Annotated in this window: 26 protein-coding genes and 1 pseudogene; 9 read left to right on the top strand and 18 right to left on the bottom strand. The window is 27.4% G+C overall.

Annotated elements, in window-relative coordinates:
- Positions 1–78 precede the first annotated feature (78 nt).
- The 6 genes from CVOLT_RS04705 to CVOLT_RS04730 all read left to right on the top strand — a co-directional run bounded on the left by CVOLT_RS04705 (position 79) and on the right by CVOLT_RS04730 (position 4,923).
- Positions 79–2,019 (top strand): RNB domain-containing ribonuclease, encoded by a 1,941-nt coding sequence (locus CVOLT_RS04705; RefSeq protein WP_039665667.1) that lies wholly within the window; start codon positions 79–81, stop codon positions 2,017–2,019.
- Complete coding sequence (gene holA, locus CVOLT_RS04710) at positions 2,012–2,977, top strand: DNA polymerase III subunit delta (protein WP_039665668.1); 966 nt, start codon at positions 2,012–2,014, stop codon at positions 2,975–2,977. The genes CVOLT_RS04705 and holA overlap by 8 nt, the downstream gene beginning before the upstream one ends.
- 92 nt (positions 2,978–3,069) lie before the next feature.
- The gene (rpsF, locus tag CVOLT_RS04715) at positions 3,070–3,444 is read left to right on the top strand and encodes a 30S ribosomal protein S6 (protein WP_039665669.1); all 375 of its coding nucleotides are present in this window, start codon (positions 3,070–3,072) and stop codon (positions 3,442–3,444) included.
- 3 nt (positions 3,445–3,447) lie between these two features.
- Positions 3,448–3,969 (top strand): single-stranded DNA-binding protein, encoded by a 522-nt coding sequence (locus tag CVOLT_RS04720; protein WP_039665670.1) that lies wholly within the window; start codon positions 3,448–3,450, stop codon positions 3,967–3,969.
- Positions 3,970–3,979: 10 nt separating this feature from the next.
- Entirely contained in the window at positions 3,980–4,240 is a 261-nt protein-coding gene (gene rpsR, locus CVOLT_RS04725) for a 30S ribosomal protein S18 (RefSeq protein ID WP_039665671.1), read from the top strand.
- Between the two features lie 47 nt (positions 4,241–4,287).
- Positions 4,288–4,923: a MarC family protein gene (locus CVOLT_RS04730; protein WP_039665672.1), complete on the top strand. Its 636-nt coding sequence runs from the start codon at positions 4,288–4,290 to the stop codon at positions 4,921–4,923.
- Here the strand turns inward: CVOLT_RS04730 and CVOLT_RS04735 are convergent.
- From CVOLT_RS04735 to fliW, 5 genes are read right to left on the bottom strand one after another with little or no spacing between them, the layout of a single operon-like run.
- Positions 4,889–5,332, bottom strand: coding sequence for a hypothetical protein (locus CVOLT_RS04735; RefSeq protein ID WP_039665673.1), 444 nt, complete (start codon positions 5,330–5,332; stop codon positions 4,889–4,891). The two genes, CVOLT_RS04730 and CVOLT_RS04735, sit on opposite strands and share 35 nt — an antisense overlap.
- Positions 5,329–6,048, bottom strand: coding sequence for a prepilin-type N-terminal cleavage/methylation domain-containing protein (locus tag CVOLT_RS04740; RefSeq protein WP_039665674.1), 720 nt, complete (start codon positions 6,046–6,048; stop codon positions 5,329–5,331). The genes CVOLT_RS04735 and CVOLT_RS04740 overlap by 4 nt, the downstream gene beginning before the upstream one ends.
- A complete protein-coding gene (locus CVOLT_RS04745; protein ID WP_039665675.1) occupies positions 6,032–6,325 on the bottom strand; it encodes a hypothetical protein in 294 nt (97 codons plus the stop codon). The genes CVOLT_RS04740 and CVOLT_RS04745 overlap by 17 nt, the downstream gene beginning before the upstream one ends.
- Positions 6,322–7,056, bottom strand: a complete 735-nt coding sequence (locus CVOLT_RS04750; protein ID WP_039665676.1) for a pyrroline-5-carboxylate reductase — start codon at positions 7,054–7,056, stop codon at positions 6,322–6,324. Before CVOLT_RS04750 ends, CVOLT_RS04745 begins: the two co-directional genes overlap by 4 nt.
- A complete protein-coding gene (fliW, locus tag CVOLT_RS04755; protein ID WP_039665677.1) occupies positions 7,056–7,454 on the bottom strand; it encodes a flagellar assembly protein FliW in 399 nt (132 codons plus the stop codon). The genes CVOLT_RS04750 and fliW overlap by 1 nt, the downstream gene beginning before the upstream one ends.
- Before the next feature lie 174 nt (positions 7,455–7,628).
- On the opposite strand from fliW, the gene CVOLT_RS04760 reads away from it, so the two are divergent.
- Positions 7,629–8,285 (top strand): outer membrane protein assembly factor BamD, encoded by a 657-nt coding sequence (locus CVOLT_RS04760; protein ID WP_039665678.1) that lies wholly within the window; start codon positions 7,629–7,631, stop codon positions 8,283–8,285.
- Positions 8,285–10,663, top strand: a complete 2,379-nt coding sequence (gene lon / locus CVOLT_RS04765; protein ID WP_039665679.1) for an endopeptidase La — start codon at positions 8,285–8,287, stop codon at positions 10,661–10,663. Before CVOLT_RS04760 ends, lon begins: the two co-directional genes overlap by 1 nt.
- A gap of 14 nt (positions 10,664–10,677) precedes the next feature.
- On the opposite strand, the pseudogene CVOLT_RS08210 reads toward lon, so the two are convergent.
- From CVOLT_RS08210 to CVOLT_RS04810, 9 genes and pseudogenes are all read right to left on the bottom strand, one after another.
- Positions 10,678–11,355 (bottom strand): annotated as a pseudogene (locus CVOLT_RS08210) (methyl-accepting chemotaxis protein); the annotation flags it as partial.
- Between the two features lie 713 nt (positions 11,356–12,068).
- A complete protein-coding gene (locus CVOLT_RS04775; RefSeq protein ID WP_039665681.1) occupies positions 12,069–12,560 on the bottom strand; it encodes a PAS domain-containing protein in 492 nt (163 codons plus the stop codon).
- 103 nt (positions 12,561–12,663) lie between these two features.
- Entirely contained in the window at positions 12,664–13,155 is a 492-nt protein-coding gene (locus CVOLT_RS04780) for a PAS domain-containing protein (RefSeq protein WP_039665682.1), read from the bottom strand.
- Between the two features lie 21 nt (positions 13,156–13,176).
- Entirely contained in the window at positions 13,177–14,385 is a 1,209-nt protein-coding gene (gene ilvA / locus CVOLT_RS04785; protein WP_039665683.1) for a threonine ammonia-lyase, read from the bottom strand.
- Complete coding sequence (locus tag CVOLT_RS04790; protein WP_243705890.1) at positions 14,382–14,750, bottom strand: CoA-binding protein; 369 nt, start codon at positions 14,748–14,750, stop codon at positions 14,382–14,384. Before CVOLT_RS04790 ends, ilvA begins: the two co-directional genes overlap by 4 nt.
- Before the next feature lie 32 nt (positions 14,751–14,782).
- The gene (trmA, locus tag CVOLT_RS04795) at positions 14,783–15,823 is read right to left on the bottom strand and encodes a tRNA (uridine(54)-C5)-methyltransferase TrmA (RefSeq protein ID WP_039665685.1); all 1,041 of its coding nucleotides are present in this window, start codon (positions 15,821–15,823) and stop codon (positions 14,783–14,785) included.
- Positions 15,823–17,535: a Na+/H+ antiporter NhaC family protein gene (locus CVOLT_RS04800; RefSeq protein WP_039665686.1), complete on the bottom strand. Its 1,713-nt coding sequence runs from the start codon at positions 17,533–17,535 to the stop codon at positions 15,823–15,825. Before CVOLT_RS04800 ends, trmA begins: the two co-directional genes overlap by 1 nt.
- 18 nt (positions 17,536–17,553) lie before the next feature.
- Positions 17,554–18,300, bottom strand: a complete 747-nt coding sequence (locus CVOLT_RS04805) for a short-chain dehydrogenase/reductase, subgroup 5 (protein WP_039665687.1) — start codon at positions 18,298–18,300, stop codon at positions 17,554–17,556.
- Positions 18,297–19,544 (bottom strand): ankyrin repeat domain-containing protein, encoded by a 1,248-nt coding sequence (locus CVOLT_RS04810; RefSeq protein ID WP_039665688.1) that lies wholly within the window; start codon positions 19,542–19,544, stop codon positions 18,297–18,299. The genes CVOLT_RS04805 and CVOLT_RS04810 overlap by 4 nt, the downstream gene beginning before the upstream one ends.
- A gap of 89 nt (positions 19,545–19,633) precedes the next feature.
- Here CVOLT_RS04810 and CVOLT_RS04815 point away from each other — a divergent pair, with 89 nt between their 5' ends.
- Complete coding sequence (locus CVOLT_RS04815) at positions 19,634–20,089, top strand: O-6-alkylguanine-DNA/cysteine-protein-methyltransferase (protein WP_039665689.1); 456 nt, start codon at positions 19,634–19,636, stop codon at positions 20,087–20,089.
- Here the strand turns inward: CVOLT_RS04815 and truA are convergent.
- The 4 genes from truA to uppS are packed head-to-tail and all read right to left on the bottom strand — an operon-like array spanning position 20,079 to position 23,234.
- Positions 20,079–20,801 (bottom strand): tRNA pseudouridine(38-40) synthase TruA, encoded by a 723-nt coding sequence (truA, locus tag CVOLT_RS04820; RefSeq protein ID WP_039665690.1) that lies wholly within the window; start codon positions 20,799–20,801, stop codon positions 20,079–20,081. The genes CVOLT_RS04815 and truA overlap by 11 nt on opposite strands.
- Complete coding sequence (locus CVOLT_RS04825) at positions 20,801–21,826, bottom strand: LptF/LptG family permease (RefSeq protein WP_039665691.1); 1,026 nt, start codon at positions 21,824–21,826, stop codon at positions 20,801–20,803. Before CVOLT_RS04825 ends, truA begins: the two co-directional genes overlap by 1 nt.
- On the bottom strand, positions 21,823–22,569 hold the full coding sequence (locus CVOLT_RS04830) for a prepilin peptidase (RefSeq protein WP_039665692.1): 747 nt from the start codon (positions 22,567–22,569) through the stop codon (positions 21,823–21,825). Before CVOLT_RS04830 ends, CVOLT_RS04825 begins: the two co-directional genes overlap by 4 nt.
- Complete coding sequence (uppS, locus tag CVOLT_RS04835) at positions 22,566–23,234, bottom strand: polyprenyl diphosphate synthase (protein WP_039665693.1); 669 nt, start codon at positions 23,232–23,234, stop codon at positions 22,566–22,568. The genes CVOLT_RS04830 and uppS overlap by 4 nt, the downstream gene beginning before the upstream one ends.
- Position 23,235: the final 1 nt, after the last annotated feature.

The following is a 23,235-nucleotide window of genomic DNA, read 5'->3' on the forward strand; positions in this document are numbered from 1 at the left end:
TATAACTAAAAAATACAAATTTAATTCTTTTGTGATAAAATTTCACCACACATTTTATAACAATCTAAAAAGAATATTATGAAAGAATTATTTAATCAACTTAGCTATGGTTTAAGTCCAAATGAAATCACCAATAAAACCAAACAAATTATAAGAGAATTATCAACTTGTGAAATTATTAAATTTTATAAAAACAAATATTATTTAAAAGATGGTTTTACTTTTGGAAAAATAGATATTTCTTCTAATGGGACTGGATTTTTACAATGTTTTGATGCAAATTTTAAAAAAGATTTGATTATAGAAAATAAAAATTTAAAAGGTGCTAATTATGCAGATATTGTTGTAGCAAAACTACTGCCTATTAAGAAAAAACGAGCAAGTGCTAAAGTGGTTTTAATACTAAAAAGAGCTCACGAAACATCTTTAGTAATTACTCAAAAATATGGACAAGCTATATTAGGAGTAAATATACAAACAGGTTTAACTTGCGCTTTAAAAGCTTCACAAAAGTCATTAAAATCCTTACCACTTGGAGCTATTTTAAAAATAGAAAATCACAATAACAACATCACAGAAGTTGTAGGTCATATAGATGATGAATTTGTTGATGAAAAAATTTCTCTTGCTTTATACAATAAAAATTCCATTTTTGACACCTTATGTGAAAATGAAGCTAGAGCTTATGGTGATTTTGTAGATGCAAGTATGTATCCACAAAGAAAAGATTTAAGAAATTTAAATTTTTGCACCATAGATCCCATAGATGCAAAAGATTTTGATGATGCAATATTTTATGATAAAAATGAACATGCTATTTATATTGCCATTGCTGATGTAAGCTCTTATGTGCATGCTTATAGTGCTATTGATAAAGAAGCTAGAAATCGTGGATTTTCTATATATTTTCCCCATATTGCCATACCTATGCTCCCAAGAGCTCTAAGTGAAAACATATGTTCATTAAAGCCAAATGAAGATCGTTTAGCTTTTTGCTTTAAAATTTCATTAGATAGTAATAATGAAGTGATCAAAGAAGAATTATTTGAAGCTATTATTAATTCCAAACGCCGTTTTAACTATGATGAAGTTGATCAATACCTAAGCACGCTTGAAAATTTAAATCAAATCAATTGGTTATATGATCTTTTTAAAATCACTCAAAATTTACGCAAAAAGCGTTTAAAAAATGCTTGTGAATTTAAAACGCAAGAGTTAAGAATGCAATTAGATGAGCATAATAAATTAAAAAATACTTATCTTGAAAATGATACCCCATCACACAATCTCATAGAAGATTGTATGCTTTTAGCTAACAAAGCAGCAGCAAAACTTATAGAAATAGGAATTTATAGAAACCATTTAAACCCTGATTATAAAAAAATCGATCAATTACTAGCTGATTTATCTAGTTTAAGCATTGATGTAAGTCCAAAAAATAACATTATAGAATTGTTTAAAAATATACAAGATTTAGCAGATGAGCTAAATATGCGTCCTGAAATAGATAAACTTTTAATAAAGGCTCAAAAAAAGGCTTTATATGCTAGTCAAAATGCCGGACATTTTGGCTTAGGATTTGACAAATATACTCATTTTACAAGTCCTATTAGAAGATATTCTGATTTACTTTTACATAGACTTTTAAAAGCTAAAATCAATAATGATGAAAAAATGTTTAATTATTTACTTTTAAATATAGAAAGCACTTGTGAAGAATTAAGCATTTTAGAAAGAGAAGCAGATAAAGTATCTTGGGATTTTATGGATAGAAAATTTGCAAGATGGGCAAATGAAAATATAGGTAAAAAATTTAAAGCTGTAGTTGTAGAAAATCAAAGCTTGTTACAAGTAAAATTAAACGATGAGATTAAAGGTGCATTGGTTACCATTATAGGCTCAAAAGCAAATTTATTAGAAAATGTAGAAATTCAAATCACGCAAGTTGATATTATTAGTGCTAAAATTTTTGGCAAAATAACACAATTTTTAAAATCAGAAAGAATACTAAATGTATAAAAATCAACTCCAAACTCTTTTAAATTCAAAAACTTTTCCTAATTTTTTTCTACTTTATGGAGTGGATAATTTTCAAATAGAACTTTTTGCTAACTTCATTAAGCAAAAGTATAAGTTTGATGAAAGTTTAAAATTTTATTTTGATGAGTATGATTTTAAACAAGCTTATGATTATTTATCAAGTTCATCTTTATTTAGTGAAAAAAAATTGCTTGAAATTAAAAGTTTTAAAAAGCTTTCTTCGAAAGAAATAAAACAACTAGTAGATCTTTGCAAAAATTCTAATGAAAATTATTTTTTACTTCAAATTTATGATGAAAGTGCAAAATTAACTGATTTAGAAAAAACATTTAGTGAAAATTTTTGTAGATTTTTTAAAGCAAATTCAGCTAAAGAAGGTATAGAACTTCTTGGATTAAAAGCAAAAGAATTAAAGGTTAATATCACTCAAAATGCACTTTTTACACTCTTTTATAATTTTAATGAAAATCTTTATTTGGCGGCAAGCGAACTTAACAAATTTGTAGGTTTAAATATCGATGAAAAAATTATACAAGAACATTGTTGTAGCTTAAGCGTTATTAGCTTTGAAAGTTTTTTTGAAAAAATACTTGATAAAAAAGATTTTAGAGAAGATCTTGATAAAATACTTGATAATTACAATGAAATTGCCTTGATTAATGCTTTAAATGTGAGTTTTTTAAGACTTTTTAAAATAGCTTTACATGCAAAAGCATATGCAAATATAGATTTAAAAGAAATTTTAGGCTATGCTCCACCTATGCATATAGCAAAAAATTTACAAAACCAAGCCATGTCTATAAAAATTTCACAATATAAAAAAATCTTTTTATCTTTATGTGAGTGTGAATATGAACTTAAAAAAAATTCAAAAATAGAAAAAAAAGAATACCTACTTTCTAATTTGCTACACATTAACACTATATTAAAAAGTTAAATTAAGCAAACTTAAGATATAATGAAAACCGCATTTTTTGCAAAATCCTTGCCTAAATTTTTTAGGCTTTATATCCACAAGGAGAAAAATTAATGAGACATTATGAAGTTTTATTCATATTAAAACCGACACTTACAGAAGAAGAAGTAAGTGCTAAGTTGGAATTCGTAAAAGAAATCCTTACAAAAAATGGCGCACAAATTGAAAGCGTAGTTCCAATGGGAACAAGAAAACTCGCGTATAAAATTAAAAAATACGAAAGAGGAACTTATTTTGTGATTTATTTCAAAGCTCCTACAAATTTGATTGCTGAGCTTGAAAGGGTATTAAGAATCACTGAAGAAGTTATAAGATTTTTAATTGTAAAATATGAAAACAAAAAAGAAATCGCTGCTTGGGAAAAACTAAGCAAAGGCATTAAACAAAATAAAAAAGAAATTAAAGCTAGTGAAAATACAGAGGGCTAAGAAATGTTCAATAAAGTCGTTTTAGTAGGTAATCTTACACGAGATATAGAAATGCGTTATGCTCCATCAGGTAGTGCTATAGGATCTTCAGCTATTGCAGTTACTAGAAGATTTAGCACAAATACAGGAGAAAAAAGAGAAGAAACTTGCTTTATCGACATTAGTTTTTTTGGAAGAACAGCAGAAATTGCCAATCAGTATTTAAGCAAAGGTAGTAAAATTTTAATTGAAGGTCGTTTGAGATTTGAGCAATGGAGTGATCAAAATGGACAAAATAGATCAAAACACAGCATCCAAGTTGAAAATTTAGAGATGCTAGGTTCTACCATCCAAAATAATCAACAAAACAATTTTGACAATCAAAGCTACAACCAAAATTTCAACCAACAACAAAGCTTTGATCCATACGCACAAGTTCAAACCAAAACTCCATCAAATCCATATCAAAACAACACTCCAAAAGAAACTCCTATGAGAGAAATTGATATAGATAAATACGATGATGACACAGAATTACCATTTTAAAGGAAAAAACATGGCAGAAAAAAGAAAATATTCACGCAAATATTGTAAATACACTGAAGCAAAAATTGATTTTATTGATTATAAAGATACAGCTTTATTAAAACATGCTTTATCAGAAAGATTTAAAATCATGCCTCGTCGTTTAACTGGCACAAGCAAAAAACATCAAGAAATGGTTGAAGTTGCTATTAAAAGAGCAAGACATGTGGCTCTTATCCCTTATATAGTAGATAGAAAAGAAGTTGTAACTAATCCTTTTGAAGGATTATAATTTTCATTCCCAAGCTTAAGCTTGGGATAATTTTAAAGGCTAAATAGATGTTTTCAGATATAGAATCTGAATTTTATATTGTCTTACTTGCATCAGTTACCATTATAGCAGTACTAAATCCTTTTGGAAATCTCCCACAATTTATAACTATGACAGAAGGCTTAGATGCCCAAAAAAGAAAAAAACTTTTTAGAAATATCATTTATACTGCATTTTGCATAGTGCTAGTTTTTTTACTCTTAGGTCCTTTTATTATGAAGTATTTATTTAAAATAGACATTAATGATTTAAGAGTTGCTGGAGGGCTTATTTTAATCATAATGAGTACAAAAAATTTACTATTTACCCCATCTAGCACCCAATTTCAGCACTATCAAGATTTAAGCCATGAAGAGCTTTTGAAAAAAAGTATTGTTCCTATGTCTTTTCCCATGATGGTAGGACCAGGTACACTTTCTACCATAGTAGTTATCTCTGAAGATCAAAGTTTAGGCATTGCTATTGCTTCTATTTTGCTAACTTTTGCCTTCATTTTTGTACTTTTTCATTTTTCAGCAACCATTGAAAAAGTTATTGGAAAATTAGTTCTTTATGTATTTTCAAGAATAGCATTGGTTTTTATAATGGCCATGGGTGTAAAAATGATAGCTATTGGGATTCAAACCTATATTCATCAAATTTAGGGTAGATAAAAAAACTTTTTTGCAAAAATACTTCTTCATTTACTCCTTGATTTGCATTTAATAATACACTTACATTAATAGCTATAATTGAATTAGGATTTTCATAATCTGTTATAATTTTTCCATTATCACACTTAGCCAAAGGATACACATAATCAATTTTAACCACAGCTTGATTATAGTTAAATTTAATTTCATCAAGGCATTCTTTATCTTGAGTTCTTGCCTCATATAAAAAATATTTTGACAATTCCACAGCATCAAAAAGGATGATTTTTCCTTGAGTGTAAAAAATCAAATCTTTCATTATTCTTGGAGGGTATGAGGAAATTTTTATAGCAAAAAGCACCATAAAAGACACAAATATAATTAAAAAAATAGTATAAATCATAGCAAAAGATTTTTTCACTTAAACATCCATTTGCTTAAACACTCATCATTTTTACAAAGTGTAATTTTAATAAAATTTTGATCTTTCTCTATGCCAAATTGATCGATCTCATCAGCAAATAAAAATCTATCTTGCCTATTTTCAAAATCTTTAATTTCAAAAAATATCTTTTTATCTTCATAAATGATTTTTATAAAAGCATACACAACATGATAAAATCCACTAAAACTTTCACCATAAAAATTTACATTTTCTTTATCTTGAACATATACTTTATAAATTTTATTGTCATTTAAAGCATACATGTATATAAAATCATAAGGATAAATTTTTTGCTTTTTAGCTAAATGCAAATCTTTATAATTACTTAAAACTCCATTTAAAACACCATTTTCAATAAAATAAAATCTACTATTTGGGCTTATAAAATTTTCTCCATCAAGCACAATACCACTAAAATTTAATACTTTTAAATTTACATCATAAAAAATGTCATCATTTGCACTCATATAACACTCAAAATAATTTGTATCATATTTAATTTCAATACAAGTTTGATAAATTTTTTCTATGCCTAATAAAGCTTGGTTTAAATCAAAGAAAATACTATTTTTATTTTTTATTTCAAAAACTCTTTTATAAATTTGTAAAGAAGGACTGGTTAAAACATATGCAATAATTCCAAATATAACTAAGCTCAAAACAAGTTCTAATAAACTAAAAGCTTGCTTCATTGTAAAATTCTTTTTTATAAGAAAGATCTTTTGGTTTTAAAGATTTAAGGTTAAAAGTATCATCAAAATATTCTATAAATATATGGTTGTTTATTTGGATAATTCTTGTATTGGCTAAGTTTTTTTGTAAAAGATTTTTTTCTACTTCATACAATTTTTGATTTAATTTTAAGCTATCGAAAGATTTAAAATAAAAAATAAAATAATAAAAGCTAAAAATTACACCAAGCAAAACTATACAAAAAGCAAGCTCTAGGAGACTAAAAGCTTGCTTCATTTTTGAGAACTAGCTAAAAAAGCTTCAAAAAATGCAGCCCTTAAAGCTCTTTTTTCCAAAGCTTCGATTCCTTTTATAGTTACTCCTGCTGGAGAGCAAATTTTTTCTTTTATCAAGGCTGGATGCTCTTGATTAAACAAGGCACTAAAGCTTTCAAAAGTAGCCTTGGTTAGATTATAACTTAAATCATTTTTCAATCCACCTCTTACTCCAGCATTAGCTAAAGCTTCTGCTACCAAAGCTAAAAAAGCAGGAGCACAACCACTTAAAACCATAGCAATATCAAATTCTTTTTCATTTTGAAGCAAAAAAGATTTACCAAAAGTATTAAGCACTTGCAAGATTTCATCTTTAAATAAAGATTTTTCCATTAAATACGCAGTTGTGGAAGATTTAAATTTCGCAGCAATATTAGGCATTATTTTTATATAATCTTGTGCTTTTATGACATGAAGTTGTTCAAAAGTAGTATTTGCCAAAACAGAAACAACCCATCTTGCCTCACCTTTTAACATTTTTGCAACATCATTTAACGCAAAAGGTTTAAAAGCTAAAATTACATTTTTACCTTCTAAATTAAATTCTTTATAGGAAATTGTTTTAATGTTTGGTTTAGATATTATATTTTTACTTTCATCTCTAGCGACAATTGTAATTTCATATTTATCTTCTAACCCCAATGCTATAGCATTTGCCATAGCTCCATTTCCTAAAATATAAATTTCAGACATTATTTACTTGTTTGTTTGATAAAAGCTGAAATTTTTTCAGATTGAAAATAATTAGGATATTTAGTTGTATCTAAGATTACTTGAACTAAAGAATTATTGTCATAATTCATCACAACAGGAGCTAAAAAATTTACTGTTGATTCTTCCAAAGGCTTATTAATAGCAACAATTACAAAAACACCAAAACTTGATTTTTCATTTAAAGCTAATAATTCTTGATAATAATCAGGAACTTCAAAATCATAATCTGGGCGTATCATATAAGGATCAATCATCACAAAAGAAAAATCTTTCCCATCAAGACTTTTTAGTCTATAAAACACCTCGTCTATCTTGTAAAAATTCATATTTTTGGTTTCTTCAAAACCTAAAATAGGACATTTAACCTCTAAATTCATTTTGCCTCCTAAAATCTATTGACTAAGAAATTACAAAAAATTAAGCAAAATTAGTTCCAAATTTAAAATGCTTAAAAATTTATACTTTTTGATTATAATTTTAGTTTTTAAAAATTAACAATTTCATAAACATAAAAACATTATAATAATGCTTTTATTTTTAAAGGTTTAATAATGAAAAAAATTTTAATATCTTGTACTATTATTTGTGGATTATTTTTAGGAGCTTGTAGCTCAAAAAAAGCTGAGGATTTATATAATTTAAGTGCTATTGAGTGGTATCAACAAATCATCAAAGATTTACAAGAAAAAAATCTCGAAGCAGCAGATCAGCATTATACTTCAATGGCTGCTGAACATGTAGCAGATCCATTGCTAGAGCAAACTTTGTTAATTTTAGCACAAGCTCACATTAGCGAAGAACAATACGAACTAGCAAATTTTTACCTTGATGAATATTTAAATAAATTTGGCGATTCTCAAAATATTGCTTATATAAGATATTTAAAAATTAAAGCCAAATTTGATTCCTTTGCTGTACCTAATCGCAACCAAGCGCTAATGCTTCAAACCATACAAGAAATTCAAGAATACAATCAAAATTATCCAAATGTTCAATACAACGATTTAATCGATACTATGTTTACTAAATTTAATCTTGCAATTTTTTACCTTGATACTAGCATCGCAGAACTTTACAAAAAACTTGGTAGAAAAGAAAGTTATGAAATTTATAAAGAAAAATTAGAAAATTCTGATTTTAAAAATTTAGACATGATTAAACCTGAATTACCATGGTATAGAAAAATATTTGAAGAAGGTATATTGTAATGAAATTAGATAATAATCAAAATTATCCTACTCAACTTCCAGTGATCATAGAAGATGAATTATTTTTATATCCTTTTATGATTACTCCTATTTTTTTAAGTGATACGCAAAATATCAAAGCACTTGATTTAGCTATACAAAATGAAACAATGATATTTGTAGCTCCTTCTAAGATAGAAGGTGGAAGAAGTTTTGATGATATTTATGATTGTGGAGTAATTGGAAATGTCATGAGAAAGGTTCCTCTTCCAGATGGGAGAATTAAAATTTTATTTCAAGGCTATGCTAAAGCAAAAATTATCAATCAGCTTTCAAATGAGCCACTATGTGCTTTAGTTGATTTGATCCACCAAGAGCCATTATGTTCCACCAAAAAAGAAGCCATAATGGAAGTTTTAAGAGAAAAAGCTAAAGCTTTATCCACGGTAAGTCATTATTTTCCACCTGATCTTTTAAGAACCATAGAAGAAGATAACGAACCAAGTAGAATTTGTGATCTTATCTTAAATTCTATTAAAATTAAAAAACACCAAGCTTATGAATTTTTTATCGAAACTAATTTAGAAACCAAACTTTTAAATTTAATTGATTATCTTGCCAAAGAAATAGAAGCAAATAAAATCCAAAAAGAAATCAAAAACAAAGTACATTCTAAAATAGATAAAGTCAATAAGGAATATTTCTTAAAAGAACAGCTTAAACAAATTCAAAGAGAACTAGGAAGTGATATACAAAAAGAAAGCGAAGTAGAAGAATATAATAAAAAATTAGAAAAAAAGAAAGCTTTTATGTATGAAGATGCATACAAAGAAATAAAAAAACAAATTCAAAAATATGAAAGAATTCATCAAGATAACTCTGAAGCTTCTATGGTGCAAACTTATATCGAAACTGTTTTAGATATACCTTTTGAATCATCATCTAAGAAAAAACTAAATTTATCAGATGTTATCAAGCAATTAAATACAGATCATTATGCTTTAGAAAAACCAAAAGAACGCATAGAAGAGTATTTTGCCGTAAAAGAGCTATTAGAAAAACGCAAAATCAAAGATAAAGATGGGGCTAAAGTGATTTTATGTCTTGTAGGTCCTCCTGGCGTAGGAAAGACATCTTTAGCAAATTCAGTCGCCAAAGCTTTAAAAAGAGAGTTAGTTCGTATTGCACTAGGTGGTCTTGAAGATGTAAATGAACTAAGAGGTCATAGAAGAACTTATATAGGAGCAATGCCTGGACGCATCATACAAGGACTTATAGAAGCAAAACAAAGTAATCCCGTTGTCGTACTAGATGAAATTGATAAATTAAGTCACAATCACAGAGGCGATCCAAGTGCAGTTTTACTTGAAATTTTAGATCCTGAACAAAATACTAAATTTAGAGATTATTATTTAAATTTTAATATAGATTTAAGTAAAATCATTTTTATAGCAACTGCCAATGATGCAAGCTTAATCCCTGCTGCTTTAAAAGATAGAATGGAATTTATAGAACTTAGTTCTTACACTCCTCAAGAAAAATTCCAAATCGCAAAAGATTATTTAATACCTGATGAAATTAAAAAACATGGGCTTAAAAAAGAAGAAATTACTTTTGATAAAAAAGCTATAGAATTAATCATTAGCGATTATACAAGAGAATCAGGAGTTAGAAATTTAAGAAGAAAAATCGCAGAAATTTGTAGAAAATGCGTAAAAAAACTTCTTTTAAATAAAGAATTTAAAACTATCAAAATCACAACTAAAAATCTAAAAGATTTTTTAGACAAAAAAGTCTTTGAAATAGAAAAGCATGAAAAAGAAAATAAAATTGGTCAAGTAAATGGCCTTGCATGGACTGCTGTTGGTGGAGATGTATTAAAAATAGAAGCTATTAAAATAAAAGGCAAAGGAGAGCTTACCCTTACTGGTAGTTTGGGTGATGTGATGAAAGAATCTGCAAAAATCTCTCAAAGTCTTATTAAAAATTTAATAGATCAAAATATTATTAAAGTTCCAAAAAATTTAATCTACAAAGAAGACGAAAGCGTTTATAATCTTTATAATCTCCATATTCATGTTCCAGATGGAGCTACGCCAAAAGATGGACCAAGTGCAGGCATTACCATAACTACTGCAATAGCTTCAATCTTTAGCAATAAAAAAGTAAGATCTGATGTTGCTATGACTGGAGAAATAGATCTAATGGGCAATGTTTTACCAATAGGTGGCTTAAAAGAAAAATTAATTGCTGCGTATAAAGCAGAAATTTCAACAGCCATTATCCCACATAAAAACTATGAAAGAGATTTAAAAGATATACCTCAAGAAGTCATTGATAATATGAAAATCATAGGGGTGAAAAATCTAGCAGAAGTTTTAAAAATAGTTCTTGTTTAAAAAAACTAGAAGCTTTATGCTTCTAGTTTATCCATTATAGCTTTACTTTCTTTTTCTAATTCTCTTATATCATTAACAATAGCATCGTATGCTGATTTGTCTATGACTTCATTTTGAGAAAGTTCAACTGCTTTATTTGCTCTTCTTTGTAAATGCTCACTCTTAATATCTAACTCATGTGGAGTAATCAATGGACAGAATATACTTTGTGCATCTTCATCTTTGCATAGTGTAGAGATAGGATCAAGATTATGCAATTTATCTTGAGAACCATTAAGAGTCAAATAAACATCAGATTTATATAAAATATGATCAATTTTCATAGCAGAAAGAGTTAAATCAGAAGCAAAATTTGTAAATTCTTTGCCTAAATGAGAACTTTTATCTTCTAATTCTCTAAATGCTTCGCTAAAATCTGCAATTTTACTATCTGAAGAATTTGCAATAACATAAACTTTTTCACTATTTTCTTGGATAGAGCCTATTTCTTGATTCATCACTTGTATAGCTAAAGTAATTTCTCCAGTAGCCTTTTGAGTTTTTTCAGCTAATTGTCTAACTTCATCAGCAACAACAGCAAATCCACGACCATGTTCTCCTGCACGAGCTGCTTCAATCGCTGCATTTAAAGCTAAAAGGTTAGTTTGATCTGCGATATCTCTAATAACTTCGACGATAGAATTGATATTTTGCGCATTAGAAGCAAAAGTATTTACAGCATTTTTACTTTCATCAGCTACTTGCATCATTGATGAGATTGATTCTTGCAAGCCACCAATTTCTATACCATTTTTTTGAGCAGTATCAGAAATAATTCTTATATCACTAAAGACTTCTCTCATAAGTTTTATAATTTTATTTAAAGAAGTAGATAAATCATTTAAATTTTTATTTTGATTGCTTAAACTTAAATCCATTAATTCTCTAGAAAGTGCATTTTTAAATACAGATTTACCTGTTTTTTCTATATCATCTAAAGATTCATTAATGAAATTTATATTATGAACAAAAATTCCTTTTAAACCTTCAGGTATTGCTCTTCTATAATATTCACCTTTTTGAGAACATGCTATAGAAGTGTTAATCTCTCTTAAATAAGCTTCTAAGCCATCAATAGTATTATTTAAATTATCTGCAATTTCTTTTAATTTTTTATTGCGACATTTAATATATATAACCCTCTCATCAAAATTTCCATTTTTTAGCTCTTTGCTTAAATGTAAAATTTTATCATTAAAATCTTCATCGCTTTTATTAATATAAATACTAGCTAAAAACACTAAAAAAACTAAACCAAAAATACCAGCAGATATATACTCTGCAAATAATACCCCTACTAAACACCCTATAATGCTTACTAAAAGTCCAATATACAAAACATTTCTTGCCAAAACAATCTCCTAATTTATTTTTGAATTTCCATCATAAGTTGATTATAAGTCATACCATAAGATTTTACTATTTTTTGGAGCTCTTCAACTCCTGCTTTAATCCCATGATCTTTTTCTTTTTCTATAAGCTTTCTATAAATTTTTTCCATAGTCGCAATTGCTTCTTGCTTAGGTTTTCTTCTTACAGAATAATAATTGATAACATTATCATTTATATCATGCGAAGCTGTTACATTAGCAAAAACCCAATAATAATCATTATATTTGGTTTTATTTTTTACAAAAGCAAAAATTTCTTTACCCTCTTGAATATAATCCCATAAAAATTTAAACACCGTTCTTGGCATATCAGGATGACGCATAAGACTATGAGGTTTATATAAAATTTCTTCAATAGAATAATCTGAGTATTTTAAAAAATCATCATTAGCGTAAATAATTTCACCCCTTAAATTTGTCTTTGATGTTATTAAAACATCTGAAGTTAAAACTTTTTCTTTAGACACAGACAATCTCCTTCTTATCTATTTTTCAAGATTTTATTTAAGATAAAAAAAGTGTTATTATATATTAAGATAAAATAATACTTTTTAAACAAACCTTAATATATTATTTTTGCAAGGCAAGAATCAATTGATTATAGTTCATATTATATGAAGTAACAATCTTCATTAATTCTTCAATTCCTGCTTTAATACCACCATTTTTTTCCGCTTCTAAAAGTATTTGATATACTTTTTCTATTGTAGCAATTGCTTCTTGCTTAGGTTTTCTCCTTACAGAATAATAATTAATAATATTTCCATTTTCATCATATGAAGCTGTAACATTAGTAAAAACCCAATAATAATCATTATATTTGGTTTTATTTTTTACAAAAGCAAAAATTTCTTTACCCTCTTGAATATAATCCCATAAACATTTAAAAACTGTCTTTGGCATATCAGGATGACGAACTATACTATGAGGTTTGTATAAAATTTCTTTCATACTATAACCTGCATATTTTAAAAAATCATCGTTAGCATAAATAATATCACCCTTTAAATCAGTTTTTGAGGTTATCAATGTATTTGCTTCTAGGATTATTTCTTTTGACATATTTTTCCTTGTTTTATTTTTTTAAATTTCATTAAAATTAAAACCTTTTTCAAAAAGTATTTTTCTAACTAATTCTTGGTGCTCCTTTCCTTTTGTTTCTAAAGTGATAAAAATCATAGCATCACCATAATCTAGCTTAGTTGAAAATCTATCATAATCAATTTTAACAATATTGGCATTAGCTTCTTTTATAGCATCACTTAAAGCCATCAAAGCGCCAGGTTTATCAACTAAAGTGACATTGATGCACATTTTTCTAAAAGATTTAAACAAACCTTTTTCTATAATGATATTTAACATCTGCACATCAATATTTCCACCACTTAAAACAACACCTACTTTTTTATGTCCTTTTAAATTTACTTTTTTATGTAAAAGTGCTCCAACAGCACAAGCACCAGCTCCTTCTACAATCATCTTATGTTTTTCAAGCAAATACAATACCGCATTAGCAATTTCTTCATCATCTACCTGTATAAATTCATCAACACATTCTAAAATAATGTCAAAATTTATTTTATTTACATCTCTAACAGCTATACCATCGGCTATTGTGCGAACAAATTTAGAATTAATAATATTTTTATTATAAAAACTTTCAAACATTGCAGGAGCTCCTTTTGCACTCACTCCTACAACTTTTATATCAGGATTGATCTGCTTTGCAACACTAGCTATACCACTAATCAATCCTCCTCCTCCAACAGGAGCTAAAATCATATCCAAATCATTAATTTCATCAAGCATTTCAAGCATTATCGTTCCTTGACCTGCTATGATTTGCTCATTTTCAAAAGGATGGATAAAATTTAAGTCCTGCTCTTTGGCGTAATTTAATGCAAAAGAATAAGCCTCATCAAAATTATCCCCATGAAGTATCACTTGTGCCCCTAAATTTTTAGTAGCACTTACTTTTAAAAGTGGAGTAGCTTCAGGCATAACTATCACTGCTTTAATGTCAAATTTTTTAGCACTTATGGCCACACCTTGTGCATGATTTCCAGCACTTGCAGCTATAACCCCTAGTTGTCTTTGCTCTTGAGTTAAATTTGCTATAGCATTGTAAGCACCGCGTATTTTATAAGCTCCTGTTTTTTGTAAGTTTTCACATTTTAAAAAAATTTCTGTTTGTAAAAAATCACTTAAAAATGAAGAATGCACAAAAGGAGTTTTTAAAATAAAATCAGATATTTTTTGTTTTGCTTGATAAATTTGATTTAATTTTATCATTTATTTTCCTTCGATTGAAGCTCTATTTTGATGCATTTATCTTGAACGCAAATTATATGAAATTTTTCACACTTTTTACAAATTTCATCATTTATTATGCCAAGTTGCATCCAAAAATTTTTAACATTTTTTTCCAATAAACTTTCAAAAATTTCATTTGCATAGCTAGCTTTTCTAAACATCACAACCGTATCTATGCTAAAAGGAATATCTTTTAGATCTTTATAAACTTTTTCTTTTAAGATAAATTCTTCTTTTGGATAAATTGGATATATTTTAAATCCTTTATTCTGTAAAAATTTAGCTACAAAATTAGAAGCTTTATTTTCATCAGGACTTAAACCTATAATGGCAATATTTTTCATAGAATTTAAAATTTTTTCTACATTACCCAAATTTAACCTTTGCGTTTTAAATACACTCCGCATTCAAGATGGCTTGTATTTGCAAATTGATCAAAAAATGCAAATTTAAATATTTTATGAGTATTGCATAATTTTTCAAGATTTTCTTTTAAAGTAATAGGATTGCATGAAATATAAATAATATTTTCAAAATTTTTAATGAATTCTATCACACTTTCATCAAGTCCGCTTCTTGGAGGATCAACCAAAACATGTGTTATTTTAAATTCATCAAGATTAATATGTTTTAAACGATTAAATTGTCGTTGTTTTTTTAAGGCTTGACTTAATTCTTCGCTAGAAAGTCTAGTGAAATTTATATTTGAAATGTCATTTAAAGTGCAATTTTTCAAAGCAAATTCTATATTTTTTTTAGAAATTTCAGTAGCTAAAATTTTATTAAATTTATTTGCTAAAGCTATGGTGAAATTTCCATAACCACAATAAAGCTCTAACAAATCTTTCTTTACATCTTTATCTATACAAGAAAGAGTCCATTCTATCATCTTTTCATTGATATAAGTATTTGGCTGGATAAAACAATCATTATTAAATTCATAAAAAATTTCTTTATTTTTTACATAAAGAACTTGCTTTAAATTTTCCCCATTAAAAATATGTTTTTTACCTCTACTTCTTGCTATGAGTTTTACTTTTAAAAAAGAAGCCAAATGAAACAATTCATCATAAATTAAATCTATATTTTTATGATAAAGCAAAGTTATACTTAAATCTAATCTTGTAGCTAAAAATTCAACTCCAAATAATTTATGTTTTAAATTTTTATTTAAAGACTCAAGCAAAATAGGCATAAAATGTTGAATTTTTTCATCAGCTATATCAAATTTTTTTATAGGAGTTTTTTTGCCATTTTCATACATAGCATAATCAATTTCATCATTTTTACCATGATAAATAGAAAATTCAGCTCTAGTTCTATAAGCAATAAGCGGAGAATCAAAGCATTCGACTTTCTCATCAAAAAAAGAAGAAAATAATGCTTTATTTAAAGCAATTTTTTCTTCAAAATTCATTAAGCATCAACCTTTTTGCCAACAACAAAAAGCAAAACTATCATAGCTAAAATTCCAAAAGCCAAACCAAGCCACACATTAAGCCCTAAAGCAACTGGTAAATAGCCACAAAGTATGCTAATAGCACACACACTTAAAGCATAAGGCATTTGAGTGCTAACATGAGCTAAAAGATCACATTTGCTACCCATCGAAGAAAGTATAGTCGTATCTGAAATTGGTGAACAATGATCTCCAAAAATAGCACCTGTTAGAACCCCTGAAATATTAATAATCATATACTGATGAAGCTCAACGCCGCTTAATTCATTATGCACTCCAACTGCCATAGCTAAAGGAATGGCTAAAGGCATTAAAATACCCATAGTTCCATAACTAGTACCAGTAGAAAAAGAAATTACTGAAGCAAATATAAAAATAGCTGTTGGTAATAAATAAATAGGAGTTTTATCTGAAAATAAATCAATCAAATATTTAGAAGTTCCCAAATCCTTAATCACAGAAGCCAAAGACCAAGCACAAAGTAAGATGATTACCGTCATTATCATAGTTCTCCAGCCATGAGTCCAAGTAGCAATCGCTTCTTTAAGGGTGAAAATTTTTCTATACATACCTAAAATAATCGCAACTATAGTTGCTAATAATGCTGCTTGAAACAATACTATGGAAGCATCAGCTGCTCCAAAAGTTTCCCTAAAAGCAAATAAACTTAAAGGTGAAGCGTCAATTTGGGCTTTTAAATTTGCATCTTCAATAGCATTATATCCACTAAAATAAAAACCTATAAACGAAAAAGCAATCAAAACAATTAAAGGTATAATGGCATTTGATGCTTGTAATTTTATATGCTCTTTTGGCTCTAATACTTTATCTTCTACATTATCAATTTGTTCATGTCCATGAGAGAATTTACCTGCTCTTGCACGAAGCTCAGCTTTTAACATAGGCCCAAATTCTCTACCTGTATAAATAGTCAAAACCACAAATATCAACATAAAAAGATTATAAAATCTATATGGCAATGTTTGCACAAAAATTTCAAAAGCATTGATTTCTTCTTTTAAAATTCCTAAATGTGCAAAAGTTGCATCATCAATTAAATCATATCCGCTGCGAATTAAAGAAATTTCAAGTCCTATCCAAGTAGAAATAATAGCAAGTCCAGTAATTGGTGCAGCAGTAGCATCCATAATAAAAGCAAGTTTTTCACGACTTACTTTAAATTTGTCTGTCACAGGTCGCATAATAGGACCTACAATTAAAGAGTTAGCATAATCATCAAAAAAGATAAACATCCCCATGCACCAAGTTGCAAACTGAGAACTTTTTGCCTGCTTAGCCTTTGTAGAAAGCCAAAGCGCTACTGCTTTAGTCCCACCTGTTTTAGTGATTAACGCGACAACTCCGCCTATGGTTAAAACTTGCAATAAAATTCCAGCATTACCAGAACTTGCCATAACACTTACAACTTTATCAACAAATCCTGTAAAAGAAGCAATGATAGCATGATAGATCGTATTTTCTACAAGAGCTAGCATAAAAGTTCCACTTAATGCACCAATAAACAAAGAAAGTACCACATCTTTAGTTATAAAAGCTAAAATGATAGCTACAACAGGAGGTAAAAGAGTCCAAACTCCAAAAATTTCAGCATTGCTTTGCGTATTAGCAAGCAATAAAAGTGGAGTCAATAACAAACAAAAAAATTTCATGCTTCTCCTTAAAATAAATTACACTTTTTCAACAAAAGTCCCAGCCCATGTTTGAGTTACAGGCATAAGTTCGATTTCATTGATATTTATGTGTTCAGGCAATGTAATAATAAAAGAAATAATCCTAGCAATATCACTAGCTTGAATATACTTAGTATCTTGATACACCTCATCTGCTTTTTGCCAATCACCTTTAAAGCGAACTTGACTAAATTCTGTTTTGCAAAGACCTGGAGCGATATTGGTTACTTTTATATTTGAACCCCTTAAATCAGTTCTTAAAGCCTTAGAAAATTGCGATACAAAAGCTTTAGTGCCACAATATACATTTCCTCCATAATAAGCAACATTTCCTGCAATGGATCCAATATTAATCACATGTGCATTCTTAGATTTTCTTAATAACGGCAAAACCGCCCTTGCAACATATAAAAATCCTTTGATATTAGTATCTACCATAGTTTCAATATCTTCAATACTTAATTCATCAAATTTTTCAAGCCCTAGTGCAAGTCCTGCATTATTTACTAATAATGATATATTTTGATAAGATTGGGGTAAATTTTCTATAGCATTAAAAACTGCTTGTTTATCTCTTACATCTAAAGCAATTGTAAAAATTTTATCTTGATATTTAGCTTTTAGCTCTTCTAATCTTTCTTTGCGTCTAGCTATAGCTATAACCTTATAATCAAGCTCTATCAAAGCTTTTAAAGTCTCTAGTCCAAAACCAGAGCTTACGCCTGTAACTAAAGCTATTTTCATGGCTCAATATCACCATAAAGCATTAAATTTTCATTTTCTTTAAGACCTAATTCTCTTAGATATTTAACATTTTCTTCTTTTTTAGCAATAATAGCAAAATCTAAAGCATTAAAACCCAAATCATCCACCTCATCAATTTTAACCTTATGCTCAACAAGAAGCTTAAGCATTTTCACATCAGCATAATTAGCTGCATGCATAAAAATATTTTTTGAAGTATGTTCTAGCGCACATAAAGTGATGTAATAAGGAGTGTTAGAGCCTATGCTAGCTACTGAGAGTTTTTCATTATCATTAATGTATTTTTGATTGATATTAGCACCATTTTCTATTAAAAGTTTTGCAACTTTATGGTTATTGTATTCAACAGCATAAAATAATGCTGTTTTTCCAAAAGAATTTTTATAATCAACCAAAGCACCATTTTCTAAAAGAAATTTAACATTATCATAATCACCCAAAGCATAAAATAAAGCAGATTCATATCCTTCATTTAATTTAGCTCCAAGTTTTATAAATTCAGCTATTATATTGACATCTCTATTATTTAATAAAGCTGATTTAAAGCCATTGTTTAATTCTAAATCACTAATTTTATTTGCATATATATATTCTTTAATTTGAGTTAAAGAATTTTTAGAATTAGCTACAAATTTTTGAAAATTTGAAATATCTTTAAATATTTTAGTTTCACCAACTGCCCAGTTTAAAAATTCATTCAAAGCATTGCTTGCATAATAAATCGCACTTGCTTTATCCATTTTAAAATTATTATAAAAATACATAGTCAGTGGATTAATAGCATTGTTATATTCTTTCCAAAAATCTTTATAAAGTTTAAAATTTCCAATGCTTTGATAAGCCCAAAATCTAAAATAAGCTTTTAATTTTTCAAATTTTTCTTCCAAAATAATTGCATCTTGAAGATTTTCTTTATAACTTAAAGGATCCAAAGCTGCTTTTAAAAGTAAAAAATCAAATTTTCTTAAATCACTAAAATACTCTCCGCCCATACAAGCACTGTTACTACCTCTAATTTCATTTGCAAGCGTGTAAAGCTTTTGTGTGATAGGATTGTTTTTAAAAGAAAATTTGCAATTTAAATCAATCTGGGAATAATCTTGCATATTTTGTGGGTGAAAATTCTTAAAAAAGTTTTTTTCATGTTCTTTTATATACTCGCAATTATATTCTAATGCTAAAAGTTGAAAAGATAATGCAAAAATTAAAACTAAAATTCTCAAATACTTTCCTTAATTTTTAAAATATAGTGCTATTTTAACTAAATTTTTGCTTTAATAACAATTAATTATTTTAAAATAAAGGTTAAAATATGTATCAAAGTATCTATTCTTGTGATATTGGATATATTGTATTAACAAGTGATTCTAAAAAACTCATAGATCTTCAATTTTCAAATCAAAAAATAAATTTTAAAAATCAAAATTGCCCTATTTTAAATTTAGCCAAAAAAGAGCTAGATTTGTATTTTGCTAAAAAACTTTTTGTTTTCAAAACTCCTTTATTTATACAAGGAAGTGAATTTGAAAGAAAAGTCTATAAAGCTTTATTAAGTATTCCTTATGGTCAAACAAAAACTTATCAAGAAATAGCAATGATGATAAAAAATCCAAAATCTTATAGAGCTGTGGGTAATGCAAATGCTAAAAATAAATTAGCTATTTTTATACCTTGTCATAGAATTGTTGCTAAAAATCATATAGGCGGATACTCAGGAGGAATTTTTATCAAACAAGCTTTGTTAAATTTAGAAAGTTTTAATAAATAATTTTACTCAAATACAAACCGCTTGCAGGAGCTAAAAAACGATTGTAAATTTTTTCTGTATTAATTTGCTCTAAAAGTTGATCTTGACTCATTTTACCTTCTAAAACTTTTAAAATACTTGCTATCATCATTCTAATTTGCGATCTTAAAAATCCATTAGCTTCAAAATAAAAGATAGTAAAATCCTTATAAGTATAAACTTTACTAGTATAAATTTTTCTTATAGTGGTTTTATTATCCGAGCCTTCTTTTTGAAAAAATTTAAAATCATGCTCTCCTTGAAACAACTTGGCTAATTCTAAAGCTAATTTAAGATCTATTTTTGGATAAAAATGCACATAAGAAGCAAGCAAAGGATTATATTCTCCATGAAAAAGTATATAACGATAAGCTCGTTTTTTGACATCAAAACGCACTTGAAAATCTTCATGCATTTTTTGTATTTGTTTTATATAAATAAAGGGTTTTGCAAAATGATTGATTTTGTTTTTTAGATAAGTTAAATCTTGAAAATGTTCTTTAATTTTAACACTAGCTACAGCTTTGCTAGCATGCACGCCTTTGTCGGTTCTTGAAGCAAATAAAACTTTTTCATAAATACCAAGATGGCTAAGTGCACAAGAAAGCTCATCTTGCACACTTTTTCCATGGGGCTGACTTGCTGAGCCTTGAAATTTAGAGCCATCATAAGAAAAAGTTAATTTTATAAGCATTAGTATTTATTTGCAATTTTCTTACTAAAATAAAACATTGAAAACAGTAAAAAGCTTACAAAAATCACTCCTACTGCCACTAAAGGAGGTTTGTAAAAACTAATTAACAAACTAAAATATGCAAAAATCACTACAAAAATTCCAAAATAAGCAAAACCTTTTTCATAACGATAAGTCACAATTCCAAAAGAAAGTGCAAACAATGCACTAGCAAGAGGAAATAAAGCTATAAGAGTATATATGACAAATTCTTTTGCTTTGTCTTTGTTAGTATTTAAATCAGACCAATAATCATAAAAATTTTTAGTATTTAAATCTTTAGTATAAACCTTACTTTTAATAAGTAAATTTTTAAAACTTGAAATATGCCAATTATCATCTTTAATCTCATAGGCCTTACCTTCTTTTAAACTAAAAGAAATAATACCTTCATTACTTTCTAGCTTTCCTTCTTTAGCCAATATAGCTTGTTCTTTATCTTGAGCACTTTTTTTAGGATGATACATGATGATATTTTTATAAACTCCATTATCATCTTTTTCATCTATGAATACAAGCCATTCTCCGTATCTTTGTCCAAATTCACCCGTTTTAATACTCACTTTTGTGCTAATTTTTTTATAATCTACAAAATTATCAAAAAGTTCAAAAGATATAGGTATAAAAATCCAAACTACAAGCAACATAAAAGCACTAAGTAAAGCAGCAATTTTCATAAAAAATTTTGCAATAACTTTAGGAGAAATTCCCAAAGCAAACAAAACAATGCTTTCATTTTCTCTTGATAATCTATAAAAACTTAAAGTCAAAGCTATAAAAAAAGAAATCGGCAAAGTAAAAGCTAAAGTCTTTGGTAGCAAGTAAATATATAATTGAAAAAGCTCTAAAAGAGTGATTTCTATATAAGAAGTAATTTTTGCAAGTTGGATAAAAAATACAATAGAAACTATAGTAAATAAGGTAAAAAATAAAGACAGCATTGTATTTAAAAATTGATTTAATAAATACTTATAAACTAATTTCATATCACTCTTTCTACGCCAAAATGCACTAAAATAGCTATAAACAAAAAAGGAATCATAGGCATTTGATAATCTTTTTTTGCTATTTTTACAAACAAGATTAAACTTAAAACAGATGCTATAAATAGTATCCAAAAAGCTTTTTCATAGCCAAAAATTCCAAAAATCAAAGCTATAATTATAACATCACCCTCGCCTAAACTTTCTAAAATTTCATCTCTTTTTTTAAAATTTTTTATAAAATTAATAAAACTTTTTAACAAAAAGAAAAACCCTGCACCAAAACAAATTTTAAAAAGAAAATGTTCTTCTAAATTTAAAACAGATATATCTTTATAACTATAAAAATCAAACAAAAATGCAAAAACAAATAAAATCCAAAGCCAAATTTCACTCACAGCTTTTAAATAATAATCCATCCAAGAAAGCATTAAAAACACACTTAATATCAAAGCAAAAAGCAAAGCTTGTAAAAAATCAAAAAAATAAAAGCAAAATGCAAATAAAATCGCACAGCATAGTTCATTAAAAGGATAAACAAAAGAAATTCTTTCTTTACAAAAAGCACATTTACCTTTTAAAAAAACAAAAGATAAAATGGGGATTAGATGATAAATTTTTAAAGTTTTACCGCATTTATTACAATGAGATCTAGGTTTTATGATGCTTTGTTTTGTAATACTTCTAAAAATTACCACATTTATAAACGAACCTATACAAAGTCCTAATAATATAAAAAATATCATTTACCAAAGGTTCTTTTGCTCTTTTTAAATTCTTTTATGATGGATTTAAATTCCTTTTTAGTTAAAGCAGGAAATAAAGTTTGACTAAAATAAATTTCAGCATAACTTGATTGCCAGATTAAAAAATTTGAAATTCTTTGTGCGCACCCTACCCTTAAAAATAAATCCACATCTTCGCTTAAATCTAAATTCGCTTGGATATTTTCTTCATTAATCTCAAGTTTTTTTTCAATAACTTTTTTTACAGCTCTTACTATTTCATCTTTTCCACCATAAGAAATAGCTAAATTTAAATTTAAAGCATTGTGGTGTTTGGTTTGATCTTGAACTTTATTAATCTTATCTAGCGTTTTTTTATCTAAATAATCAAAATTTCCTATCGCCTTAAAACGCACATGATTGGCTAAAAATTTTGGCAATGCATCATCTAAATATCTATCTAATAAACAAAATAAATACTCAATCTCCTCTTTAGGTCTTTGCCAATTTTCAGTGCTAAAAGCATAAAGTGTAAGATGAATGATTTTTTCTTCTATGCAAACTTCTATAATCTTTTCTATGGTTTTAGCCCCTTGTTCATAACCGACTTTTTCTAAAAGTCCATTTTTTTTAGCCCATCTCCTATTACCATCCATTACCACAGCTAAATGCTTTAATTCATTCATA

It is taken from the genome of Campylobacter volucris (assembly GCF_008245045.1).
GTDB lineage: Bacteria > Campylobacterota > Campylobacteria > Campylobacterales > Campylobacteraceae > Campylobacter_D > Campylobacter_D volucris.